1 protein-coding gene is annotated in these 1,111 nt (G+C 68.9%); it reads left to right on the forward strand.

Annotated features, from left to right (window positions below; genetic code table 11):
• The first annotated feature begins 43 nt into the window (after positions 1-43).
• Positions 44-1,087, forward strand: coding sequence for an IS630 family transposase (locus HDC93_RS37700; RefSeq protein ID WP_311774745.1), 1,044 nt, complete (start codon positions 44-46; stop codon positions 1,085-1,087).
• Positions 1,088-1,111: the final 24 nt, after the last annotated feature.

The following is a 1,111-nucleotide window of genomic DNA, read 5'->3' on the forward strand; positions in this document are numbered from 1 at the left end:
TATTGATCCGAAACGGTAGGTGTTCTGGGTCGTTGATCCCTGCGTGAGTGAACTGGTGGGGGACGCGCGGCAGTTGTCGCCGTCGGCGCAGGAGGCTCTTCGGTTGCGGGCGGTGGCCGCGTTGGTGGCGGGCCGGACTCGCGAGGATGTCGCGGCGGTGTTCCAGGTCTCGCTCAAGGCCGTGGACAACTGGTGGGCGAAGTGGCTGGCTGGTGGGCGCGAGGCGCTCGTGGCCCAGCCACGCGGGCGTCGGGTCGGCGAGCATCAGCTCCTGGGCGAGGTGGAGCAGCAGGCGCTCCGGCAGGCCGTGCTGGATCACCGCCCCTGTGACCTGGGCCTTGCGGGTCAGCTGTGGACGCGGGCCGGGGTGGGGGACCTGATCGCGAAGCTGTACCGGGTGCGGCTGACCGAGCAGGGTGTGGGCAAGTACCTGCGCCGGTGGGGGCTGTCGTTCCAGCGCCCGGACAAGCGGGCCGTCGAGCAGAACCCGGAAGCGGTACGCGTCTGGCGGGAGGAGACCTGGCCGGCGATCCGCGCGAAGGCGAAAGCCGAGAGCGGCGAGGTGCTCTTCGCCGACCAGGTCGGCATCCGCTCCGACCAGGTCACCGGCCGCACCTGGGGCGCCAGGGGATGCACACCGATCGTGCGCCGCTCGGGCAACCGGTTCTCGGTGAACGCGATGTCCGCGATCAGCACCAAGGGCCGCATGCACTTCATGGTGTTCACCGAGACCTTCGACGCCGACGTGATGTGCCGCTTCCTCGACCGGCTCGCAGGCCACTTCGACCACAAGGTCCACCTCGTCGTGGACGGCCACTCCGCCCACCGCTCCCGCAAGGTCCGCACCTGGCTCGCCGACCACCCCGACCGCATCGAACTGCACTTCCTGCCGCCGTACTCGCCGGAGCTGAACCCCGACGAGCTGGTCAACGCCGACCTCAAACGGAGCCTTCCGATGCACAGCCGGGCCCGCGACCAGGCCCAACTCGCCGCCGAGACCCGACGGTTCTTCCACCGACGCCAACGCCAGCCACACATCGTCCGGGGCTACTTCGGCGGCCCGCACGTCCGCTACATCCTCGAATAGAACCCTTTGAGTTTCGGATCAATA

Source organism: Streptomyces sp. AK010, assembly GCF_014207295.1.
In the GTDB taxonomy this organism is placed as follows: domain Bacteria; phylum Actinomycetota; class Actinomycetes; order Streptomycetales; family Streptomycetaceae; genus Streptomyces; species Streptomyces massasporeus.